Origin of the sequence: Limnohabitans sp. 2KL-3, from assembly GCF_001269405.1 — a bacterium.
In the GTDB taxonomy this organism is placed as follows: domain Bacteria; phylum Pseudomonadota; class Gammaproteobacteria; order Burkholderiales; family Burkholderiaceae_C; genus Limnohabitans_A.
Window position 1 is genome coordinate 18,301 of the sequence record NZ_CXON01000012.1, and the last position, 20,956, is coordinate 39,256.

Below are 20,956 nucleotides of genomic sequence, written 5' to 3' on the forward strand. Positions count from 1 at the left end.
CCTGTTAGAACAGCTTTTGTAGATCAGCAATTGCTTGCTCGATATCCTCTGTAGTTGGTATGACTTCCTCAACTCTGCTTGCGCACAGCGGGCAATACTCTCCTTCCTCACGGTGGCGTTCATCTTCATCTTTAGACCAAACATCTTCGACCTCTGAATCATCTCCCATCCACTCACATGAGATACATTTTCGCGTGTGGTTGATACTGAGCAATGAACTGTCGCACATAGGGCATAGAGTTTTGATCACAGTTGGCTCAATTGCGCTTTCGTCATCAACTACTTTGCCATCTTGATCAAAACCGACATAGCGAGCAGAATATTTTTGACCTTCCCAGCGGCAGTGACTGCATTTCCTATTAGGTAGAGGCGGGGCAGGTTCGTGCTTCCAACTTGACTCATCGCCTAGTTCATAACTTACGTCGTAGCCACCCTTGCGTTCCGTCCAAAAATCATCGTTTTGGCGTTCCCAATCGAAGTCAACGTTGTTTTGATTTGCAGCCTCTAATAGCTCTTCTATTGTTACTTCACCAGATTCAATGGAACTTAACTTTGCAGTTAATTCATCTTCATCAAGATCTGGATAAATTTCACTGAGAATTTCTGGCGTTATTTCAAAGGCAAATTGACTGTCAACTTGATGCCATTCGTGCTTGACTAAAGTAACCATAATTTCCTCTTGTTAAAAAATTTTTACAGTTCAAATTTTCGAGATTTGTTCGAATACGAGGTGCATCTTTAATTAACTGATGGTTAGGTGGAAAATATTGTACAGCGGTTGTGGCCCGCGCTTGCCTTCAAACAGACTTTTGGCCTGGGCTTGGATCTCGCGCTTCCATTGGCCGACCTGTATTGGATGGACGCCGTGCTCTTGTGCTAAATGATTGATGGTCTTCATCCCACCGAGCACCTCCAGCCCCACCTTGGCTTTGAACTCCGGCGTATGAACTCTTCGCTTTTTTGACTCAGTCATTGGTAAACCGATTCTTTAGACAGTGTCCCACTTAAACAACTGTCCCAAATTCGGGGTCCACTTCATTAAGAACGCGCACAGATTACAAACGGCAAACGTTGAAGTTCACCCCAGCGCACTCGGAACTGAGCCAATCCAGGTGGTGCGATATGCAAAGAAGCTGTTTCAGGAAGGGGATCCAAATAAGCGCGTTCGCGCCCGAGCATTTGAGAAGGTTTTTGCGCTTTTTGATCGTGATGACCACAAGTCATATTTTGATGCCCTGAAACTTGCGGAGTCGCTTGATGGCAAGCTTCGCAACGATGCCAAACAGCCGGTTGAATTCAAGGCCATCGCGTCCGTGCCTTGTTTTGAGTTGTGGCTGTTGCTGCACTATGAGGACATCCGTCATCCGCTTCACCGCGACGAGGTTCTAACGCGCCTCAAACATCACATTCCGAGCTATGAAAAGGGCGCTGGCGGTAGTTTTTCTACGACCATGGGAAACCTTGATATTGCCAGCCAGCGTGCACGGAAGTTGGCTGCGCTTAGCACCGCGTTTGATGATACCGAGCCATCCACTGAGATCGTTGAGTTGGTCGCATTGCTGATTGCGTTTGGAAACTAGCTTGGTTGATGCCATTCATTGACACAAGAACGCCGGTTTAGGGCAGGGCGTTTTCACGTGTGCGCCCAGCATGGGCGCACACCTGCGGGTGCAAGTCCCGCTGCGAGCTGGTCACAGTGAGCTTGAGTGTTGCGCAACTGCGTGAGGGCGACCGAGCGTGGGAAGGAAGCGTGGAGCGTAAATCGTGAGCCGATGAACAAGAACCGCATAGAAGGCGTTGCCAAGCAGGGCGAGCGGGCACGAAACCGCGAAGCTCTTGTGACCAAGGCGAGGTGGCGTAGATGCGGCGGTTGTGCGATGAAGGTGTGCGACCCTTACCTGGGGAGATCTCGCCTTGTTTCTGAAAGGAAGACGGCTTTGCCGGAGCGAGAAGTCAGCAGAGGTCGTAGTAGCTGCAAGCCGGGGCCGCTGAGGCCACAAGGCAAGAGCGAAGGACCGAACGAGAGTGAGTAACCGAGGACATGCAAAGCCACAAGGTCATGCGTCAGATGCCGGAGCGATCCGGGCGGGCAGGAAGGCGGCACGGTGAAGCCGGGCCAGACACTGCCAGCGACGAAACCCGAGGTACGTTGCATGAGCACCCGGATACAGGGTCGGCAAAGCAACTGGCAGGCACAGGTGGCCTGCTGGAGGCGGCGCTGACAAGGGCAGAACCTGCAGGCGGCATGGAAGCGGGTCAAGGCCAACAAAGGCGCAGCCGGGGTGGACGGGCTCAATATCGAGCAAACCGCCCGTTTGCTGCAAACGAGCTGGCCGGACATCCGTCAAGCGCTGCTGCAGGGCATCTACCGGCCCAGTCCGGTACGCAAGGTATTGATTCCCAAACCGGACGGCAGCCAGCGCGAGCTGGGCATCCCGACGGTGACAGATCGACTGATCCAGCAAGCCCTTTTGCAAGTGCTGCAACCGCTGATCGATCCCACCTTCAGCGAGCACAGCCACGGGTTTCGACCGGGCAGGCGCGCGCACGATGCGGTCAAGGCCGCACGGGCGTACGTCCAATCGGGCAAGCGCGTGGTGGTGGACGTGGACTTGGCCAAGTTCTTTGACCGAGTCAATCACGACATCCTGATCGACAGGCTCAAAAGGCGCATCGATGACGCTGGCGTGATCCGGCTGATTCGGGCGTATCTGAATGCTGGGATCATGGATGGCGGGGTGGTGGTCGATCGCCACTTGGGCACGCCGCAAGGCGGGCCGCTCAGTCCGCTGCTGGCCAATGTGTTGCTCGACGAAGTGGACAAGGCGTTGGAGGCGCGCAGCTACAGCTTCGCGCGCTACGCTGACGACTGCAACGTTTACGTGGGCAGCAGACGAGCTGGCGAGCGGGTGATGGCGTATCTCAGAAAACTCTACACGGGCCTGAAGCTTCAGATCAACGAAGCCAAGAGCGTGGTGGCCAGCGCCTTCGGGCGCAAGTTTCTGGGTTACGAGCTGTGGGTGGCCAAGGGCAAAGAAGTCAAATGTGCGGTGGCCTACAAGGCACTGGACAACTTCAAGGCCCGCATCCGGCAACTCACGCGCCGCTCGGGTGGGCGCAGCATGGCGCAAGTGGTGGAAAAGCTGCGGCCCTACGTGCTGGGCTGGAAGGCGTACTTCGGGATGTCGCAAACGCCCAGGGTCTGGCGAGAGTTGGACGAGTGGCTGCGTCATCGATTACGAGCGATCCAGCTCAAGCACTGGAAGAGGCCCAGGGCGATCTATCGGGAACTGAAGGCATTGGGAGCAAAGGAGAACGTGGCGCGGCAAGTGGCGGTGAATAGCCGTCGCTGGTGGCGCAACAGTGACCGGTTGCTCAAGACGGTGCTGACGATTGCGTACTTTGATAGGTTGGGAGTGCCAAGGCTGTCATGACCTCAAGCTCTCGAACCGCCCGGTGCGGACCCGCATGCCGGGTGGTGTGGCAGGGGCGGCTGCGAAAATCGCGGCCCCCCTATGCCGATCAGAAGAAACAAGTCTCGAATCACCCGCCAAACTTTTTGTCATTGAGCCTTCTGACTTTCGAACATTAACCATGACTTTTTCAACCGTCCAACCAAAAAGTGATGATTTGAGGGTTAGAATATCGCTTGTCGGAGCGTAGCGCAGCCTGGTAGCGCATCTGCTTTGGGAGCAGAGGGTCGCGAGTTCGAATCCCGCCGCTCCGACCATTTTCTTAAACTCAAATTTAAGAAAATACCCTCAAAAGTCTTTTCCAAGACGCACAGTTCCCAAAGGCCCGTCAGGGCCTTTTGTGTTTCTGTCTCATCTGAAGTTTCTGCCCGTAGCTCAGTTGGATAGAGCAACAGCCTTCTAAGCTGTGGGTCACAGGTTCGATCCCTGTCGGGCAGACCATTTTGACCCTCCATTCCAACACATGAATCTCATTCAGAGATGCATGTGTTGATGGGTCGGCATGCTGGTTTAACCTCATCCAGCAAGGACTTGGCAATCAAAAACCTGCCCCAAATCAGAAGCCATTTCAGCGGCACCTCTTCGGGTTTTCTCGGATGGGAGTCTGCAATTTAAGCCCACAAAAAGTTCCATAATGGATCTGTCTTTCTCGCCACAAGCCTTTTTGTAGCGTGTGCAAAATTGTCCTCCACTTGGAAAACCCATGACCCTCTCTTCTTCACGTCGGCAAATCTTGACCCAAGGCGCAAGCCTGTTGGGTGCATCAACAACTGGTTTGCTGCTCCCCCAAAATGCCCTGGCCCAAAGCGGCAAGATCCGTGTGGGCTTCATGCTGCCCTACACCGGCACCTTTGCCCAACTGGGCGTGGCCATTGAAAACGGCGTGCGCATGGCCATCAACGAGCAAGGTGGCAAGCTCGGCGGCCGTGAGATTGAATGGTTCAAGGTGGACGACGAATCCGAGCCCTCCAAAGCCATTGAAAACGCCAACAAGCTGGTGCAACGCGACAAGGTCGATGTGCTGATCGGCACCGTGCACTCGGGCGTGCAAATGGGCATTCACCGCGTGGCTCGCGAAAGCGGCGTGATCAGTTTGATCCCCAACGCGGGCGTGCACATTGCCACCCGCGCCCAGTGCGCCCCCAATGTGTTCCGCACCAGTTTTTCCAACAGCCAGCCCACCATGGCGCTGGGCGAAGCCATGGTCAAGCGCGGACACAAAAAGGCCGTGTGGATCACCTGGAAATACGCCGCTGGTGACGAAGCCTTTGAAGGTTTTAAAGAAAGCTACACCAAAGCGGGCGGGACCATCATCAAGGAATTGGGCCTGCCTTTCCCCAACGTCGAGTTCCAGGCGCTGCTCACCGAAATCGCCGCGCTCAAGCCCGACGCTGTGGCTTGCTTCTTTGCCGGCGGCGGCGCGGCCAAATTCTTGCGCGACTACGCCGCAGCGGGCCTCAAGGGCAAGATTCCGCTGTATGGCTCAGGCTTTTTGACCGAGGGCGTGCTCGAAGCCGCAGGGCCTGCTGCCGACGGCGTGCTCACTGCCCTGCACTACGGTGACGGCATCGAGACCAAGCGCAACAAGGAATTCCGACTCAACTACGCCAAAACCTTCAAAATGCAACCCGATGTGTACGCCGTGCAAGGTTACGACACGGGCTTGCTGTTGGTGCAAGGAGCCAATGCGGTTCAAGGCGATGTCAGCAAAAAAGCCGCCATGATCAAGGCCATGGAAACTGCGGTGATCGACAGCCCGCGCGGTAAGTGGACCATGAGCAAGTCGCACAACCCCGTGCAAGACATTTACCTGCGCGAAGTCTCAAACAAAGAGAACAAAGTGATCGGCATCGCTGCCAAAGCCTTGGCCGATTCTGGCGCAGGTTGCCGCATGTGATGGGGTCGGCAGTGCCTTTGGGTTATCCCAAGGCACTGCTGGCTTGAAACACCCACGTGCGTCACCCCAATTGACCGTGATCTGCAGCGATGCGCATCACCCATCAAATGGGTTTTCTTGTTGGGGGCAGCGGAATCATGGATCCTGTGCATCTCGCCCAAGACTTGCCTGGTGCAACAGAGAAAAAAGCACATGCACGTGTGCATAAACCAGAGGGTACCGGTCACAAACATCTCCAGCATTCACCCTGAATTGGCCGATGGATGCCAGCCATGAGCACCCTCAAGCCGCTGCCAGATGCTCAATGAAACCTATCAGGGGTTTCGCATGAGATCAAACACTGACGGCATGTCGTATCCAACTCACGCGCCAAGCCAAGCGGCAGAACCCTCAAGCAGAAGAACCACCGTCGCAAACGACTTTCGAAGGCATTGCACCGGAAAAATAAATCATCGAGGTAAAACACCCTTGATGAGGCTGCTCCAGGGAAAACAATCCATCAATTCATCATGAGCGAGGTCGGTTTGGCCTGGCCCAACAAACTGGGCAGAGACTTCCAAGCATCAGCGATGTCCTTGATCAGGCTTTGCACTTCTTCAAGCGCTGCCAAATCATTGTAGGCATTGACATGGAACAGTCGCCGCGTCACATAGACATACAACTCGTTGAGATTTTGCGCCAACTCGCCACCACGCTCGAAATCCAAAGCGCCTTGCAAACCCACCACAATGCGGCCTGCACGCGAAATAGACTTTGACTTTTCCTCAATCGAGTTGTTCATGATGTGACCTTTGGCCGATGCAAGACTTTCAGTCAAGCCATCAAATAACATCTGAATCAGCTGGATGTTGTCCGCCATCGCCACACCGGTGACCACTTGCACCGAACCGTAACTTTGAGCCGCTCTTGAATAGGCACGCATATTAGAAACCCTTTATCAACTGCTTGTATGAAGGGTATCGACCAGGCGGGTAAAAACTTGAGCCCCTGGATGCGAGCCAGCAGGATTTAATGCACAGGTGAGGCTACGGCCATCTCGGGTGCATCCACAACAGGCTGAGGCATCAAACTATGGGACAGTGGCTGCCGCAAAGTCAGCAGGGCCATGGTGTAAAGGGTTTGACCCGCTTCATCGAGATCAGTGCGCAAACCATCCCATTGGTCTGCAGGCAACTCCGAACTGCCCAAACCGCATTTGTAAATGGTATTGACCTGGGCCGATGGCAGCCACGACTCAATCGGACCGTGTAATGAAGCCACCACCTTGGTGTTTTTGGGTTCCCCGGACATGCCACGCTGCCCATCCTTCACACCCTCTTGAAAAATCGCCTCAATGTGTTTTTGCAAAACCGACTCGTAACGCTCACGCACCTCAGCCACCACAGAAGGGTGGGTGCCCTCTGGGATACGCCCTGTCATGGCATCCCAGAGTTTTTTAGACGTAAAGCCCGCAAATGGTCCCTGCGCTCGCGCTTCGTCAGGTGCACGCAAAGAACGAGAAAACTGGCGTGTTTCTTTTTCGATGGCGTTCACCCGGTCCACCAAATAAATGATAAAGACCAATATCACCAACAAACCAATGGCAATGAAAGCCAAAACAAAGGGTTCCATGAGGCTCTCCTAGGATCAAGTTGACAAGGACCTCAAGGCAATTCACCAGTGCTTGAAATGACTGGTGATTGGCTCAATTCATCCCGAAGAAATTGCAAAACCTGAAACGGCTCTGACAATCTCAATTCATACAAACACAGTTGATCGGCTAAAGCCTGGATCGTTTCAATTGCCGTTAACGCAGGAATTTCGGCACGCTGGTAACGTGCCCCCAGGAAATAGGCCTCATGTGCGTACTCCTCTGGCAAGTAAACATAAACGTCGTTGTCACCTGCCTTGATTTTTTGAAAAACCGAAGGTTCAGGCTGTGGCGGTTTTTTTTTCCCGTTGGCGATGGCCCATTCAATCGACGCTTGCCATGTCGCCATTTGCTCGGCACCTGCGACAAAAGACTTGTCCATGTGGGCCTTGCAAAGCAAAGCCATTCGCAGCCTCAAGTTTCTCGTTTCCCGAGAATCTGACTTGGAAGACGTCACTTTTTCAAAAAGCGCTTGCGCTTTTTGCATCTCATCGTCAGGTGATTTAGAAGAAAAAATCGAAAACATTGATCAACAATTTCATTAATTTAGGAACCTACGCGCAGAGTCAGCCGTAACTTTTTGACGACTGTCGAAAGGATCTGACTGACCCGGGATTCGCTCACACCCAGTACCTCACCAATTTCCTTGAGGTTCAACTCCTCGACATAGTAGAGGTTCATGACCATTTTTTCCCGATCGGGTAAATCGTCTATGGCCTGTACAACCGCATCCATGAACTCAGCCTCCTCCACCATCACCTCGGGCTGCATGGCGCGATCGCCGGGCATGCTCATGACCTCGTCGTTGACCACTTCCATGGAAAACGTTTCAAAACGCTTGGCCAAGCCGCGTTCTTTTTGAAAATCTTCAATGTCTTTGCCCATGAACAAGGCCAGCTCCGACTGAGTGGGCGCACGACCTAACTCAGCAGCCAATACGTGGACGGCCTCATTCTCACTCCTGTTAAAGGCAACAGCAGACCTGGGCAAAAAAGACTGTCTGCGCACCTCATCCAAAATGGCCCCACGGACACGGCTCAGCGCAAAATTCTCGAACTCGAAACCCTTGGTCGGATCAAAAGAACGTGCGGCCTCAATCAGCCCGACCATGCCCACCTGGATCAACTCATCAAGCTCCATGAAAGGCGGCACACGTGCTTTCAAATGAATCGCCACCCGCTTGACCATCGGCATGTGCGCGATGATCAGCGACTCGTGGCGATTGTCCACTTGCTCATAAAGTGAAATGGTGCTGACCACTCTGATTACCCAAGAGTAGCCGCGCGCAGCATGCGCTCAGAAAAGAACTGCACACGACCGGATGAGCCCTCAACTGGCGGCAGTAAGTCAATGGCATCGGCCAGCCACCGGAAGTCTCTTGCAGCTGCACTGCCTTGTGCAAATTCAAGAACAGACTGGTATTTGCGCAGGGACTGCAAGACCAAATCATCGGCCTCAATGGACTGCAATAACTTCACCGAAATCCCGAGGAATCGATTGCACACATCGTTCAAACGGCGGTGCAACTGACGACCATCATGGGCACTGCCAACCATGTTCGGGATCAGGTAAATCTCGTTCAGCGATTGCTCGGTGGCCATGACCTTGATCAGCCCATAAGCATCAGCAATGGACGAAGGTTGGTCACACACCACCACAAAACGACGCTGACAAGCGGCCATGAAATCGAGCACAGCTGGAGCAATACCAGCGGCCACATCGACCACCAAGTAGTCCACAGGCTCCGTCAGAGCGTCAAAAGCCCTCACGATGCTGGCAATTTGCTGGACGTTCAGCGCCGCAATGTCACGCACACCCGAAGCACCGGGCACCAGACGAACGCCCTGCTTGGTGGTCACCATGACCTCCTCCAGCGTTTTTTCGCCGCTGAGCACATGGCTGATGTTGTAGGGTGCATGGGCACCCAAAGTGATTTGCGCATTGGCCATGCCCAAATCGGCATCAAACAACATGACCTTGTGACCACGCAAGGTCAATGCAACGGCCAGGTTGACAGAAACCGTGGTTTTGCCAGCGCCGCCTTTGCCACTGGCCACACCAATCACCTGAGGAAAAGGTTTCTTATCCATTCAAAATTTTCTTTCCAGATGGAATGTTGGGTGCTTTTTCCCGCACAGCAGACGCCTCCAAATAACCCTTCAAAGTGGGAATTTCAATGGCGTCGGAAACCAAAATTTTGGTGATCTTTGATGACATCAAAGTACTTTTTTCGTGTTCGACTTCCACAGAACTGACCAGCTTTGGTTTGAAGGCAGTGTGCCTGTTGATTCGAGATGTGGACGCAACAGCTGTCGTCCTTTGTCCCGCATCAACAGCCCCATGCATGAGACTCAACAGAGGATTCAATGCCAATTGAACCAAGCGGGCCGCATCAAAGGGCTCGGCAGGTTGATCAATTCGGTCGCTGCCTGAGGTACAAGAAACCGCGCAGCTCTTCTCGGACAAACCTGTGATCAAAGCCCAAGGGTAAGCGGCCTCGTCCACCTTGGTCAGCATCAGGGATGACCAATTCAAGGACGAATTTTGAAGGGTTTTTTGCACACTTGTGACTGTAGCATCAAGCGGCAAAACGGCATGTCGCAAGACCTGTGGGTGCTGTGACAAAAGCAATTGGGCCTGCGCCACGTAGTCGGTTCCGCTGGTATCGATCCACACGGTCTTGCCCTCCATGTCCTGCAGCAAAGTGCGCAGCATTTCGCAACTGGTGGCGCGAAAACAATTCACACCCGACTGTGCGGCCAACAACTGCATCTGAGCCCACGCCCCTGGGCGCTGGTCGGCAAAGCTCACCATCACTTGGCTTTCAACCCCGCGTGCCTGAGCCCCTGCATGGGCCAATCGGCCCACCATCAAAGTTTTGCCCGAACCCGATGGACCGCACAGTGCGTGCACCCCGACTTCGGGCGTCGGCATGATCGAGCCACTCAATGCATTGATCAGCAAACTTTGCATCACAGGAAAAGCCTGCTCGAAACTGTCTAACTCTTGAATGCTGTCGGTCAACAAAGCACGCAAACCGACCGGCACACCCGCTTCGATCATGGCCATTGAGACTTGCTGGATCGCTGGGGGCAAGCGCAAACCATCTTGCCAAGGCATCATCTGACGCGACAAGCTGAACTCCTTGCGCATGGCCGCAATTTCCAAACGCAGCAACTCCACGATTTCCTGACTGCGCTGACTTTCGTGGCGCAATTGCTGGCCGTCGGTTTGCCCCGCCTGAACAGGCAAAGCCTGTTGAGGAGATCGGTCCGAATTTGGAGGCACAGCGGCTGTGGGCACGGCCACCAAAGGAACCGTTCTGTGAGCTGCCACAGGCCGCCCATCAGCCCCCAGGGGACCAAAGGCGCTGGCATCATGAAACAGCTTGGCAAAAGGCACAAAATCGTCAGGGGCGTTTTCGCGCACAGAACCCTGCAACGGGGGGGGCGCTGCTGACACGGCAGGGGCTGCGGCATTCGAATCGAGGTCCACCGCCACGATCAACTCAATCTGGTTGTCCAGGCGCTGGCTGGAGATGATCAGCACCTCTTTGCCATACATCTGAATGGCTTTTTCATTGGCAGAGCGGCTGTCTCGGGCGAGGATGCGTTTGAGTTCCATAATTTATCAGGCCTTTGTCACGGAGGGGTTGTTGTTGCGGGGCTCGGCTTGCACGGTGTTGATCACCTTGACAGGCTGGTCATCTGGAATTTCGCTGTAAGACATCACGGTCAATTCGCTCACGCGAAAACGAACGGCCTTGGACATCCATGGGCGAATGGCGGGAGACACCACCAACACGGCCGGAAAGCCCTGCTCTTCGGTGTTGCGGGCACTTTCGCGCAAAGCAGCAAAGAGGCTTTCGGCCAGGCTAGGCTCCAGCACCATGCCAGACAAGCCATTGTTTTGTTGCAACACGTTGTGCAGCAACTGCTCCAAATGGGGATCCAAAGTCAGCACCATCAAGGTATCGCGGTTGTCCAGCAAACCCTGAACAATCATGCGACCAAGCTTGGGGCGAACCAGTTGCGCCAATTGGTCGGGATCTTGCGTGCGACTGCTGACCTCAGTCAAAGCTTCAACCACCGTGCGCATGTCTCGAATCGGCACAGACTCTTGCAGCAAATTTTGCAGCGTGCGGGTCACCACCCCCAAGGACAATTTGCCAGGCACCAGTTCTTCGACCAATTTGGGGGACTTGGCCGCCAGTTTGTCCAGCAATTTCTGGACCTCGTCATGGCTCAAAAGCTCGTGAGCGCTTTCACGCAAAACCTTGTTCATGTGGGTGGCAATGGCCGTGCTGGGGTCGACAACGGTATAGCCCAAGGCGCGGGCTTGATCACGCCAAGCCGGCTCAATCCAGACAGCATCCAAACCAAAAGCAGGCTCCTTGGTGGGTTGGCCTTCCACAGTGCCATAAACCTTGCCGGGATTGATGGCCAACTCCCGGCCCACCTTGACCTCGCCTCGGCCACGCACCACGCCATTGAGGACGATGTGATAGGCATCCGGCTCAAGATTCAGGGCATCTCGAATGCGCACGGGTTGAACCAAAAACCCCAATTCAGCCGACAATTTTTTACGCACCCCTTTGACACGGGCCATCAACTGACCGCCCGATTCCTGATTAACCAGGGGAATCAAGCCGTAACCAATTTCCAGGCCAATCAAATCCACCTGCTCCACATCGTCCCAGTCCAGCTCTTTGGGCCCTTCATTGACTGGCAAAGTGGGCTTGTCCAAACTTTGCTCGAGTTGCATCTGTTTGCGCATCACCATCACGGCCATTCCGGCAGTGGCACCCGCCAATGTCAGGAACACCAAATGGGGCATACCGGGGACCAAGCCCAAAATGGTCAAAATACCCGCCGAAATGAACAAAGCGGGCACATTCGACAATTGGCTGGAGGCCTGCTCTGTCATGGACTCGGAAGTCGTCACCCGGGTCACAATGATGGCGGTGGCCAGCGACAGGAACAGTGAAGGAATCTGAGCGACCAAACCATCACCAATGGTCAAGAGGACATACAAACGGGTCGCCTCGCCGACAGGCAAATTGTGCTGACCGATGCCAATGGCCAAACCCCCGACGATGTTGATGATCAAAATCAACAGACCCGCAATCGCATCGCCACTGACGAATTTGGAGGCACCGTCCATCGACCCAAAGAAGTCAGACTCTTGCGCCAATTCTTCCCGGCGTTTTTTGGCGGTTTCCTGATCAATGACGCCAGCGTTCAAGTCGGCATCGATCGACATTTGCTTGCCGGGCATCGCATCCAAGGTGAATCGGGCATTGACCTCAGAGACGCGACCCGCGCCCTTGGTCACCACAAAAAAGTTCACGATCATCAAGATCACGAAGATGATGAAACCGACCAAATAGTTGCCTGCGATGACGAACTCGCCGAACGCTGCAATCACTTTACCGGCCGCCTCGGGCCCCTCATGACCATGGACCAAGACCACACGGGTGGACGCCACGTTCAAGGCCAGTCGCAACATGGTGGCAAACAGCAACACCGAGGGAAAGGACGAAAACTCCAGAGGCTTGCGGGTGCCAATGGCAATCATGATGACCACCAGGCCAATCATGATGTTGAACGTGAACAGAATGTCCAACAGCAAAGGGGGCAGCGGCACCACCAGCATCGCCATGATCAACAAGACCAAGGCAGGCAAACCCAGACCCGCCAGATCGTAGCGTGACAAGTTCTGTCGGATCGTTGACAGGGTCAAGGTGTTCATGTGCAAAAGGCCGCTGTTTGAAGAAGAAAAATCAGGGTTTATCGGTTTTTCAACACCATGAAGCAAGCCGCGTGCCAACAAACCTGACAGCGCCGTACTCAAAACCATGACGATCGCATGAACGACCCAAGCTGGTGCGCAACTTGCTCAAGAGAGTCATAAGCAAGATGAGCGGCAAAGATTGGCCGCCAGCCGTTCAAGAACAAACACCTTTGGAGAAGCTCAATCCATGACGATCAACCTCAGTGACAACTTCAGCCAGACCAGCGTTCATCCAAATAAGAACACCTTTGAAGTCAAACCAGACACCAAAGCAATACCTGATGGTCGAAATTTTGGTCACCACTTGTCCGACCTTTTCCACGCGCAGGCCGCAAGTTCAGCCGAGACCGATTTCAAGGAGAAGTCGCTGGCTGAAAAGCCCGGGCAGGAAATTGCCGTCCCATTCACGATGGCCGGACAGGTTTTCTCGGTCGCCCCTCAAGCCGGAGCGTTGCAAGACCAGCCCTTGCAAACCGTGGCATTGAAAGCCGTGACCCTGGGCCCTCACATGAGTGTCATCACGCCGACAAGCTCACCTCCAGACTCGCAAAGTCTGCAGGCATTTGCACGCGCCCAAGGCCTGGATGAAACCGCCATCCATTGGCTCTTTGGCGGCCATGTGGACACCACGAACACCCATTTGATCGCCAACCCTGGCAACGCCAATGGTATGGCCATGGGCCATGCCATCGGTTTGGCCGAAACAACGAAGGCTGTTCAATTCAGCCCCCCGCAAGCCCCCCTGGACATTCAAACCCGCGCCTCGGCCGTGCAAGCCGCCGCCACACTCCCTGGGCAAAACTCAGGCTTGGCCACCCCGTTATTTGGCCACGCGATACCTGCTGCGCCAGTCACCGCGACCAGCCATGAGCTAACCCCAGGTTTTGCCCCCCACTCACTTGGCTTGGTGCTACCTGCAGCGCAAGTCACGGCAACAAGCAGTGTTCAAAACACAGGCTTGGCCCCCCACACCCTTGGCGACGCGACACCAGCAGCGCAAGTCATTGCCACAGCCCATGGGCCAAACACAGGCTTGGCCACCCACTCACTTGGCCAGGCGGTGACTGCAGCGCAAGCCCTCTGGGCCATGGCTGACGCCCCCGATCAAACCCCAAAACCCACAGCGACCCACAGCACCGAAGAAATCCCTCCCCTGCACATGCTGCGCATGGCACCTCCAGCAGCCATTTGGATGCAACGCAACGTCAACCCCAACTTGCTGCAGCACAACGAGCGCGCCCCCAAAACAGCCCCCATCAGCCTCAGCGAGTTGGACCTGGGCGCGGACTGGGGCGGCGAAACACTCGAGCAGCTGCTGGGCTCCGAAGGCGGTGCCCAAAGCACAGGAACCCAGAGCACGGCCTACGGCAACTTGGTGCCCAGAATGGACGCACAGGCCAGCCACCGAAACGAGCCCCCCCACAAGCTCGGCACTGCACCCGAGCTGCCCGACACCAACGCCCGCAGCGAAAACATCCAAAACCTGGCCGACAAGATGGGCCAAGCCGTGGGACAACGCATTCTGTCCGAGATGGAAAGAGGCCAATGGCATCTCAAACTTTCACTGCGCCCCGCCACCTTGGGGCACATCGAAGTCGAAATGAAAATGCGCAGCGGTGAATTTGACGCGCTGTTCACCGCACCCAATGCCGTCACCCGCGAGTTGCTGCAAGAAGGTCTGGGCAAACTCAAAGAGACGCTCAACCAAATGGGCATGAATTTTGCTCAGATTGATGTAGCGGATGGTAAATCTGGCAAAAATGATGGAAACCCGACACCCGGTTCATTCCGGGGACAACCTGCTTCGATCCCGGCAGGTCATGCGGAAAACACCATTGAAACCACAACCCGAACACCCAGCATCAAGAACCCTGCAGAGGGTCTGGATGTCTTAGTCTGACACCCAAGTAAAGAGAGCACACCATGGCTGAAATAGACACCGAAGTTGAAGGCAAAAAGAAATCACCCATCGTCAAGATCATCTTGATCGCAGTGGTGACCCTCTTGCTGCTGGCAGGAACCGTCGCAGGCACCCTCTTTGTCACGGGTTTCTTCGACAAAAAAGACACGGCTGCGGCCGAAGCCCAGCTGAAGGCTCTTGAGCAAGAAGCGGCAGGAACAAAAAATGCAGTGGCCGAGTTGCCTCCCAAAAAGGTCACCAAAGACACGCCCGAGTTGACCCGATTCGAAAACCAATACATGGAACTCGAAAAAGACATGGTGGCCAACCTCACCAACTCACGAAAAGTGATTCAGGTGAAGCTGGCCATCATGACCCACTATGACGAACGCGTCTTCAAAAACGTCAAGAAACATGAGTTTGCGCTGCGCGCCACCGCACTCGACGTGATGCGCCTGACCACAGATGCCGATTTGAACCAAGCTGATTTCCGGAAAAAAATGGCCGAAAAAATCCGCTCTGAATTCAATGCTGTGCTGGAAAAATACGAAGATTTCGGCGGAATCGAGGAAGTTTTTTTCACCAGCTTTGTGGTGCAGTAAAACCCGTTGGACAGATTGACCATGGCTGATTCCCAACCCCTTTTGTACACCGAGGAACTGGCCGCCCTGTCGGCCACCCTCGTGGATGACAACCTGGACAACGCCTCCGGATACAACCTGGATGTTCAGGTCCGCAAGCATGACTTGGCCGCCGAAGACAGCACCTTGGGTGTGAACCTTGCGTCGCTGGACATGATCAACGAACGCTTCATTCGCCTGTTCCGACTGGGCATGTTGGAAGTGTTGCGCACCAGCCCACGGATGAACCCCACACGCACGCAGATCTTGCGCTTTGGGGACTACCTCAAAGACCTCAAAGCGCCGCTTTCAGTCAACATCGTGCGCATGAGCCCCCTGCGTGGCTATGCCATGGTGGTCATTGAGCCCACGGTGGTTTTCAGCTCCCTCGACAGCTTTTTTGGCGGCTTTGGCCGGGGTGTCGGCCAGTTGCCACCCGGGCGTCTGTTCACGCCCACCGAAACGCGCATCATCAAAATCATCCTGCAAGTCTTCTTTCGCTCCCTCAAAGAAGCCTGGTCCCCCATAACACCCGTTGATTTCGAGCACATCAGCTCAGAAATCAACCCTCAATTTGCCCAGATCGTTGATGAAAACGACCTGGTGATTCTCTGTCGCTTCGAATCCGAAGCCACCTCACAGGGCTCGGGATTCCTGGACATGGTCATCCCCTACGTGGCCCTCAAACCCGTGCGCGATCTGCTGCGAAACCGCGTGCAAACCGGTGACGGCAACGAAGACTCCGACAAAATTTGGCGTGCCCAACTCAGCCACGCTGTGCAGGACGCCGAACTCGAAATGCAAGTCCTGTTGGGCAAACTCAACCTGACTTTGCAACAGCTCAAGAACATGCAAATAGGCGATGTGCTGCCCTTCAAAAAAGCCGACTTTGCCCGCGTCATGGTGCAAGACATGCCCGTCTATGACGTTGAAGTTGGGTCCATGGCCGGCCAGGTGGCGATCAAGATCGTCAACGCCGTCAGCCCCAACGCCCCACACTGAACATCTACCCCAAGGAAAGCCATGAGCGAACAAGCCATCCCCAACGCCATGCCCAGCGAGACCCCTGACAAGGGTCAAATCCACACGGACGTGTTGCAAAACATCCCGGTCACCCTGGCCATTGAAGTGGGCCGTGCCCAGATCAAGATCCGCGACCTGATGCGCCTGACCCAAGGCAGTGTGGTCGAACTCGATCGCATCGCAGGCGAACCGCTGGACCTGTTGGTCAACAACACCGTGGTGGCCCAAGGCGAAGTGGTGCTGGTCAACGACCGCTACGGTATCCGCCTGACCCGAGTGGTGCCCGCTTCCGAGCGCCTGGACAACCTGTAAAGCCAAATCATGAAAGCTGGATGGTCCTTTGTTGACGGGCTGCAATATGCATTGAGCTTCGCACTGGTCATTGCCTTGCTGCTGGCCATGCTTTGGGGGCTGCGAAAAATGCAAAGCGGTGCCAGCTTCATGCGCAAAAACACACAAAGGCTTCAAACCATCGAAAGCATTTCCGTGGGCACCCGGCAAAAAATTGTCCTCATCCAGCTCGATGGCCAGGACGTGCTGGTGGGTGTCACCCCCCACCAAATCACCGCGCTTTCTCCCTGGCCCGTGCAAACGCCTGCGCCTGCCCAACCCACAGAAACCCCTACGCCATGAAGCGTCCTCTCAGCTTTGGCTTGTTCTTGATCCTTGCCTTGAGCCTCTTGCCCCTGTTGGCGCAAGCGGCCCCTGACATGCCGGTCATCACCGCCACCAACACGGGCAAGGGCACCCAGTACAGCCTGACCTTGCAACTGTTGGCGCTCATGACCATGCTGTCGGTGCTGCCCTCGCTGTTGCTCATGATGACGGCCTTCGTGCGCATCGTGATCGTCATGTCGCTGCTGCGCCAGGCCCTGGGCACAGGCCAGACCCCGCCCAACATGGTCATCATCGGGCTGTCCTTGTTTTTGACCCTGTTCGTCATGTCCCCGGTGCTCACCGAGGTCTACCAAAACGCCTTGCTGCCTTACATGAACCAAGGCATGGCTTTTGACAAAGCCCTGGCCGCCGCTGAAAAGCCCATCCGCGCCTTCATGTTGCTGCAAACCCGCGAAGACGACATCGCCATGTTCATGCAAATCGCACGCAACACCAACTTCAGCAGCCCACAAGACGTGCCCTTTACCACCTTGGTGCCGGCCTTCCTCACGTCTGAGCTCAAAAGCGCCTTCACCATCGGTTTTCTGATTTACATCCCGTTTGTGGTCATCGACCTCATCGTCGCCAGTGTGCTCATGTCCATGGGCATGATGATGCTGTCGCCCATGATGATCTCAATGCCCTTCAAACTCATGCTGTTCGTGCTCGTTGACGGCTGGAGTTTGATCATGGGCTCACTGGCTGGCAGCTTTGCCATGCCCTAAAGGAACACTGCCATGGACACCGCCACCGTCATTGATCTGGGACGACAAGCCTTATGGACCATCGCCCTCGTCAGCGCGCCACTGCTGCTCGTAGCCCTGGCCGTGGGCCTGCTCATCGGCATCATCCAGGCGGCCACCTCGATCAACGAGATGACCCTCAGTTTCATCCCCAAACTCATCGCCATGGCCCTGGCCTTGTTGCTGTTTGGCAGTTGGATGCTGGTCACCCTGGTCGACTTCACGCGCAGCATCTTCGAGCGCATCCCGACCCTGTTCGTCTGAACCGCCCGCAGGTCACCCCATGAACTTCCTGGCCGCCGATGTCGTTGAAAGGTTTTACACCTTTTTGTGGCCCATGCTGCGCATCTCGGCCCTGATGATCACCGCCCCCATCTTCTCACTCAGCGCCTTCAACACCCGCATGCGCATCCTGGTGGCGCTGGTGCTGGCCTGGCTGGTCTACCCCTTGTACAACTGGCCTGTGATCGACCCCACCAGTGCCCAAGGCTTGGTTGAAGTCTTCAACCAAATCATGATCGGCGCCACCATGGGCCTGATCCTGCAAGTCGTGGTCGCCGCCGTGGTCGTGGCGGGCCAAAGCATTGCAGCCGCCATGGGCCTGTCCATGGCCAACATGCTCGACCCCAACATGGGCAACGTGCCGGTCATCTCGCAGCTGCTCGTGGTCATGTCCACATTGATTTTTGTGGGCTTTGGGGGCCATGCCATTTTGCTCGGCCTGATCCTCGAATCCTTCAACAGCCTGCCCATCGGCACCAACATCCTGAACCAAGCCGTGTACGGCCGGGTGCTGCAATGGAGCTCCATGATGTTTCTGGGGGCTGTGCTGATGGCATTGCCCGTCATGGTCTCGCTGCTCTTTATCAACGTGGGCCTGGGCATCGTGACCCGCGCCGCCCCCAGTCTCAACATTTTTGCTGTCGGCTTTCCCGCCATGATCATGGCGGGCTTCATCATTTTGATCGTCTCGCTCGAGAGCATCGGCGGACGCATTGAATGGCTGTGGGGGCAAGGCTTTTCAGTCGTCCGGGACGTCATGGGAGTACCGCGTGTCTGAAAGTACCGATGACAAAACCGAAGAACCCACGGCGCAAAAACTCAAAAAAGCGCGCGAAGACGGTCAAGTTGCACGCTCGACTGAGCTGCCCGCCGCCATCATCGTCATAGGTGCCTTTTTGGTGCTGATGCTCACCGGTGGCTGGCTGATCACCCGCCTTTCTGCCGTGTTTGCACAAGGCTTTGTATTCGACCGTCAACTGATCGAAAAACCGCTGCTATTGCCCGCCCACTTTGGGGAACACCTGCTCGCCGGATTTGTACTGGTCATGCCCATCATCGTCTTCACCATGATTGCCGCAGTCGTGGCATCCGGCATCACTGGTGGCTACCTGTTGTCCTTCAGTGCCGTCATGCCCAAGGGCTCCAAACTCAATCCCATCAGCGGGCTCAAGCGCATCTTTGGCACCCACGCCTTGGTCGAGTTGGGCAAAGCCATCCTCAAATTCGTGCTGGTGGCCACCGTGCTGTGGTGGTCCCTGGTCTCCAACATGGAAGCACTCGTCCAGATCGGCCAAATGAGCTTGGAGCCCGCCCTCAACGCGGCGGGCCGAATGATCATGCAATCGGGACTCTGGGTCGCGCTGAGCCTGGCCGTCATCGCCATGATCGATGTGCCCTGGCAAAAATACACCTTCAACAAACGCATGCGCATGAGCAAGCAAGAAATCAAAGACGAATACAAGCAAATGGAGGGCAGCCCCGAAATCAAGGCGCAAATCCGCAGACGTCAACGCGAAATGGCCAACTCCCGCATGATGAGCCGCGTCAAAGACGCTGACGTGGTGATCACCAACCCCGAACACTTCGCCGTCGCCCTCGAATATGACCCCACCGGAGACGGCGCTCCCATCATGGTCGCCAAAGGCTCTGATCACATGGCCGCTCGCATCCGCGAGGAAGCCAAAGCCCATGGCATCCACCTGTTCCAAGCGGCCCCACTGGCGCGAGCCATCTACTTCACCACCGAAGTCGAGCAACAAGTGCCCGAAGACCTCTACCACGCTGTGGCCCAAGTCATCGCGTACGTCTTCAGCCTTGAAGCGGCCTCCCCCATGAACGCGCCGCGCCCCAAACCCCAAGTCAAAGTCCCCATCAGCATGCAATTCAGTCCTGACGGCAAAAAAGCAAGCGACCAAGGAGTCCATGCATGAACGCCAACCTCGCCACCCCCACTGACTTCGTGTTCCGCGCAGCCGACCGCATGCGCATTGACGGCTGCACCCATGCCATCGCCCGCGAAGGCATGAGCTTGTCGCTGCAATGCGAACACGAAGCCCTGCTTGACCACTACTTGGGCATTCTGCTGAGCAACTTGCGCCAGGAATCCCCCGAAAACACCATCGAGTCCTACTTTCCCAGCAACACCGACTCCCTGCTGAACCGCTTCAACGAAGCCCTGGCAGGCCAATCGGTCGACCAAGCCACCCGTGCGCCCGCCAACGCCAGCCGCGCCAAAATTTGGATCGTGCACGACGCACAAAACCTGCCTGAAGCCGAAATACAACTCCTGGCCCGCCTCATCCAGAACTTTCCGGGTGCCAACATCCGAGCCATCTTGCTCATGATCGGGGCCAACGCCAGCAACAACCTCAGCACCTTCGGGCGCAAAATCCTGCGCTGGGACATTGAAGCCCCCAACGCCGAGCAAGCCCAAGCCGCACTCGAGACTGCCCGCACCGAAGGGTATCTGCTGCCCGTGACACAACTGCTCAAACGCATTCAACACCCAAGCCAGAAGAACGAAGCCGACATCAAGCCCCAGGATGTCGCCAACTTTGCCGACCCCAACCCGCAAGACCCCAATTCCAGTTTACGCACACAACAGGTCAAACAACAGGTTCAAGCCTTCCATGACAAGGGCCAGCAAGCCATCACCCAAAGCACACACAGGCTAGGCAAATGGCGCAAAAACAATACCCTCGTGGGCATGGCCATCGGCGCAGCCTTGGGCTTGTCAACCCTGTCCATGCTGTGGATCCAACCCGAAGCATTTGGCATCTATGTCGGCACCAAGATCAAGGCCCACACGCCCCTGCCAATGGAATGGCCAGAACCCCTCAACGCCCCGGCAAAAGCCAACACAGAAGCCGCAGCCCAGAGCATTCCCCCCGCTTCCCCCACTGCGCCAGATCAGCCGCGCTAAGCCGCAAAGGAACAC

At 55.5% G+C, this 20,956-nt stretch carries 20 protein-coding genes, 2 tRNA genes and 2 pseudogenes; 15 read left to right on the forward strand and 9 right to left on the reverse strand.

Annotation, left to right across the window (positions count from 1 at the left end):
* Positions 1-4: 4 nt before the first annotated feature.
* Together AMM41_RS14380 and AMM41_RS14385 are read right to left on the reverse strand one after the other, a co-directional pair.
* Positions 5-670, reverse strand: a complete 666-nt coding sequence (locus tag AMM41_RS14380) for a hypothetical protein (protein WP_089960160.1) — start codon at positions 668-670, stop codon at positions 5-7.
* Between the two features lie 105 nt (positions 671-775).
* Positions 776-973: pseudogene (locus tag AMM41_RS14385) on the reverse strand (transposase); the annotation flags it as partial.
* A gap of 22 nt (positions 974-995) precedes the next feature.
* Between AMM41_RS14385 and AMM41_RS14390 the strand changes: the two are divergent.
* The 5 genes and pseudogenes from AMM41_RS14390 (at position 996) to AMM41_RS14415 (ending at position 5,370) form a co-directional block, all read left to right on the forward strand.
* A complete protein-coding gene (locus tag AMM41_RS14390) occupies positions 996-1,580 on the forward strand; it encodes an RloB family protein (RefSeq protein ID WP_089960168.1) in 585 nt (194 codons plus the stop codon).
* 461 nt (positions 1,581-2,041) lie between these two features.
* Positions 2,042-3,434: pseudogene (ltrA, locus tag AMM41_RS14400) on the forward strand (group II intron reverse transcriptase/maturase).
* A 219-nt stretch (positions 3,435-3,653) separates the two neighbouring features.
* Positions 3,654-3,730 (forward strand) — tRNA-Pro (locus AMM41_RS14405).
* A gap of 107 nt (positions 3,731-3,837) precedes the next feature.
* A tRNA-Arg gene (locus AMM41_RS14410) sits at positions 3,838-3,914 on the forward strand.
* Between the two features lie 262 nt (positions 3,915-4,176).
* Positions 4,177-5,370 (forward strand): ABC transporter substrate-binding protein, encoded by a 1,194-nt coding sequence (locus AMM41_RS14415; RefSeq protein WP_089960171.1) that lies wholly within the window; start codon positions 4,177-4,179, stop codon positions 5,368-5,370.
* 499 nt (positions 5,371-5,869) lie between these two features.
* On the opposite strand, the gene fliS is transcribed toward AMM41_RS14415, so the two are convergent.
* From fliS to flhA, 7 genes are all read right to left on the reverse strand, one after another.
* Positions 5,870-6,292 carry a flagellar export chaperone FliS gene (gene fliS / locus AMM41_RS14420; RefSeq protein ID WP_089960173.1) on the reverse strand — a complete coding sequence of 141 codons (423 nt, stop codon included), beginning with the start codon at positions 6,290-6,292 and terminating at the stop codon, positions 5,870-5,872.
* 86 nt (positions 6,293-6,378) lie between these two features.
* On the reverse strand, positions 6,379-6,981 hold the full coding sequence (locus AMM41_RS14425) for a hypothetical protein (protein WP_089960177.1): 603 nt from the start codon (positions 6,979-6,981) through the stop codon (positions 6,379-6,381).
* A 32-nt stretch (positions 6,982-7,013) separates the two neighbouring features.
* Positions 7,014-7,526 carry a hypothetical protein gene (locus AMM41_RS14430; protein WP_194944802.1) on the reverse strand — a complete coding sequence of 171 codons (513 nt, stop codon included), beginning with the start codon at positions 7,524-7,526 and terminating at the stop codon, positions 7,014-7,016.
* A 20-nt stretch (positions 7,527-7,546) separates the two neighbouring features.
* Positions 7,547-8,260 (reverse strand): RNA polymerase sigma factor FliA, encoded by a 714-nt coding sequence (gene fliA, locus AMM41_RS14435; RefSeq protein ID WP_228769290.1) that lies wholly within the window; start codon positions 8,258-8,260, stop codon positions 7,547-7,549.
* A 5-nt stretch (positions 8,261-8,265) separates the two neighbouring features.
* Positions 8,266-9,090 (reverse strand): MinD/ParA family protein, encoded by an 825-nt coding sequence (locus tag AMM41_RS14440; RefSeq protein WP_089960189.1) that lies wholly within the window; start codon positions 9,088-9,090, stop codon positions 8,266-8,268.
* Entirely contained in the window at positions 9,083-10,624 is a 1,542-nt protein-coding gene (locus tag AMM41_RS14445) for a flagellar biosynthesis protein FlhF (RefSeq protein WP_089960192.1), read from the reverse strand. Before AMM41_RS14445 ends, AMM41_RS14440 begins: the two co-directional genes overlap by 8 nt.
* Positions 10,625-10,630: 6 nt before the next feature.
* Positions 10,631-12,751 (reverse strand): flagellar biosynthesis protein FlhA, encoded by a 2,121-nt coding sequence (gene flhA / locus AMM41_RS14450; RefSeq protein WP_089960527.1) that lies wholly within the window; start codon positions 12,749-12,751, stop codon positions 10,631-10,633.
* Positions 12,752-12,980: 229 nt separating this feature from the next.
* Between flhA and AMM41_RS14455 the strand changes: the two genes are divergently transcribed.
* From AMM41_RS14455 to AMM41_RS14500, 10 genes are read left to right on the forward strand one after another with little or no spacing between them, the layout of a single operon-like run.
* Positions 12,981-14,693 carry a flagellar hook-length control protein FliK gene (locus tag AMM41_RS14455; RefSeq protein WP_089960197.1) on the forward strand — a complete coding sequence of 571 codons (1,713 nt, stop codon included), beginning with the start codon at positions 12,981-12,983 and terminating at the stop codon, positions 14,691-14,693.
* Between the two features lie 23 nt (positions 14,694-14,716).
* Positions 14,717-15,295, forward strand: coding sequence for a flagellar basal body-associated FliL family protein (gene fliL, locus AMM41_RS14460; protein ID WP_089960202.1), 579 nt, complete (start codon positions 14,717-14,719; stop codon positions 15,293-15,295).
* A 21-nt stretch (positions 15,296-15,316) separates the two neighbouring features.
* Positions 15,317-16,315 carry a flagellar motor switch protein FliM gene (gene fliM, locus AMM41_RS14465; protein ID WP_228769291.1) on the forward strand — a complete coding sequence of 333 codons (999 nt, stop codon included), beginning with the start codon at positions 15,317-15,319 and terminating at the stop codon, positions 16,313-16,315.
* Between the two features lie 21 nt (positions 16,316-16,336).
* Positions 16,337-16,648, forward strand: a complete 312-nt coding sequence (fliN, locus tag AMM41_RS14470; protein ID WP_089960206.1) for a flagellar motor switch protein FliN — start codon at positions 16,337-16,339, stop codon at positions 16,646-16,648.
* 9 nt (positions 16,649-16,657) lie between these two features.
* Positions 16,658-16,969 (forward strand): flagellar biosynthetic protein FliO, encoded by a 312-nt coding sequence (fliO, locus tag AMM41_RS14475; RefSeq protein ID WP_089960209.1) that lies wholly within the window; start codon positions 16,658-16,660, stop codon positions 16,967-16,969.
* The gene (fliP, locus tag AMM41_RS14480; protein ID WP_089960211.1) at positions 16,966-17,718 is read left to right on the forward strand and encodes a flagellar type III secretion system pore protein FliP; all 753 of its coding nucleotides are present in this window, start codon (positions 16,966-16,968) and stop codon (positions 17,716-17,718) included. The genes fliO and fliP overlap by 4 nt, the downstream gene beginning before the upstream one ends.
* 12 nt (positions 17,719-17,730) lie before the next feature.
* Positions 17,731-18,000, forward strand: coding sequence for a flagellar biosynthesis protein FliQ (fliQ, locus tag AMM41_RS14485; RefSeq protein ID WP_089960215.1), 270 nt, complete (start codon positions 17,731-17,733; stop codon positions 17,998-18,000).
* Positions 18,001-18,019: 19 nt separating this feature from the next.
* Positions 18,020-18,796, forward strand: coding sequence for a flagellar biosynthetic protein FliR (gene fliR, locus AMM41_RS14490; RefSeq protein WP_089960221.1), 777 nt, complete (start codon positions 18,020-18,022; stop codon positions 18,794-18,796).
* A complete protein-coding gene (flhB, locus tag AMM41_RS14495; protein ID WP_089960226.1) occupies positions 18,789-19,949 on the forward strand; it encodes a flagellar biosynthesis protein FlhB in 1,161 nt (386 codons plus the stop codon). The genes fliR and flhB overlap by 8 nt, the downstream gene beginning before the upstream one ends.
* Positions 19,946-20,941: a hypothetical protein gene (locus tag AMM41_RS14500; RefSeq protein WP_089960229.1), complete on the forward strand. Its 996-nt coding sequence runs from the start codon at positions 19,946-19,948 to the stop codon at positions 20,939-20,941. The genes flhB and AMM41_RS14500 overlap by 4 nt, the downstream gene beginning before the upstream one ends.
* Positions 20,942-20,956: the final 15 nt, after the last annotated feature.

Excerpts from the sequence above, each read along its gene's own strand:
- fliO (WP_089960209.1), top strand. The coding sequence starts at position 16,658 with ATGAAAGCTGGATGGTCCTTTGTTGACGGGCTGCAATATGCATTGAGC.
- AMM41_RS14440 (WP_089960189.1), bottom strand. The coding sequence starts at position 9,090 with ATGGATAAGAAACCTTTTCCTCAGGTGATTGGTGTGGCCAGTGGCAAA.
- fliS (WP_089960173.1), bottom strand. The coding sequence starts at position 6,292 with ATGCGTGCCTATTCAAGAGCGGCTCAAAGTTACGGTTCGGTGCAAGTG.
- fliR (WP_089960221.1), top strand. The coding sequence starts at position 18,020 with ATGAACTTCCTGGCCGCCGATGTCGTTGAAAGGTTTTACACCTTTTTG.
- AMM41_RS14455 (WP_089960197.1), top strand. The coding sequence starts at position 12,981 with ATGACGATCAACCTCAGTGACAACTTCAGCCAGACCAGCGTTCATCCA.
- fliL (WP_089960202.1), top strand. The coding sequence starts at position 14,717 with ATGGCTGAAATAGACACCGAAGTTGAAGGCAAAAAGAAATCACCCATC.
- AMM41_RS14430 (WP_194944802.1), bottom strand. The coding sequence starts at position 7,526 with ATGTTTTCGATTTTTTCTTCTAAATCACCTGACGATGAGATGCAAAAA.
- fliP (WP_089960211.1), top strand. The coding sequence starts at position 16,966 with ATGAAGCGTCCTCTCAGCTTTGGCTTGTTCTTGATCCTTGCCTTGAGC.
- fliQ (WP_089960215.1), top strand. The coding sequence starts at position 17,731 with ATGGACACCGCCACCGTCATTGATCTGGGACGACAAGCCTTATGGACC.
- AMM41_RS14380 (WP_089960160.1), bottom strand. The coding sequence starts at position 670 with ATGGTTACTTTAGTCAAGCACGAATGGCATCAAGTTGACAGTCAATTT.
- AMM41_RS14415 (WP_089960171.1), top strand. The coding sequence starts at position 4,177 with ATGACCCTCTCTTCTTCACGTCGGCAAATCTTGACCCAAGGCGCAAGC.
- AMM41_RS14445 (WP_089960192.1), bottom strand. The coding sequence starts at position 10,624 with ATGGAACTCAAACGCATCCTCGCCCGAGACAGCCGCTCTGCCAATGAA.
- fliN (WP_089960206.1), top strand. The coding sequence starts at position 16,337 with ATGAGCGAACAAGCCATCCCCAACGCCATGCCCAGCGAGACCCCTGAC.
- fliM (WP_228769291.1), top strand. The coding sequence starts at position 15,317 with ATGGCTGATTCCCAACCCCTTTTGTACACCGAGGAACTGGCCGCCCTG.
- flhA (WP_089960527.1), bottom strand. The coding sequence starts at position 12,751 with ATGAACACCTTGACCCTGTCAACGATCCGACAGAACTTGTCACGCTAC.
- AMM41_RS14425 (WP_089960177.1), bottom strand. The coding sequence starts at position 6,981 with ATGGAACCCTTTGTTTTGGCTTTCATTGCCATTGGTTTGTTGGTGATA.
- AMM41_RS14500 (WP_089960229.1), top strand. The coding sequence starts at position 19,946 with ATGAACGCCAACCTCGCCACCCCCACTGACTTCGTGTTCCGCGCAGCC.